This is a genomic window from Kocuria oxytropis (assembly GCF_040981195.1).
Classification (GTDB): domain Bacteria; phylum Actinomycetota; class Actinomycetes; order Actinomycetales; family Micrococcaceae; genus Kocuria; species Kocuria oxytropis.
On the sequence record NZ_JAVFXA010000124.1, the window covers coordinates 1 to 512 of the forward strand.

Consider the following 512-nt stretch of genomic DNA (forward strand, 5'->3'; position numbering starts at 1 on the left):
ACGGTCTTCGGCGCCGGCCTCACCCTGTTCGTCACCCCCTTGACGGCGACCGTCCTGGCGGCCCTGCCCGAGGAGCGGGCCGGACTGGCCGGCGGGGTCAACAACGCGGTGGCCCGGACGGCGGGCCTGCTCGCCGTCGCCGCGGTCCCGCTGGTGGGCGGGCTGGGCGGCGCCGGGTTCGTGGACCCGCAACAGGTCCTCGAGGGCTTCGCGGTCGTCGCGTGGCTGTGCGCCGGCCTCTTCGCCGCCGGAGGGCTGCTGGCCGCCGCAACGGTCCGCCGCCCGCAATAGCAGCCCCCGTCCCCGCCCCCCTCTCGCACGAAATGGAGGAGTGCTGGGGGCGGTGCACGAGAGCGGCCGGTACGAGACGGGTCCCGTACCGGCCCAGCCACCAGGAAACCGGGAAGCTCTGGTGACTGCGCCTCATCCTACGGAGCATCGTGCGCGAGATCACCACTTGACTTCTGCGGCGCGGTCGTCGGCTCCAGCCCGGCGGCGAAGCGCGAGAGCAG

At 74.2% G+C, this 512-nt stretch carries 1 pseudogene; it reads left to right on the forward strand.

The features are described from left to right. Window positions 1-291, forward strand: a pseudogene (locus QYM41_RS17915) (MFS transporter); the annotation flags it as partial. Window positions 292-512 lie beyond the last annotated feature (221 nt).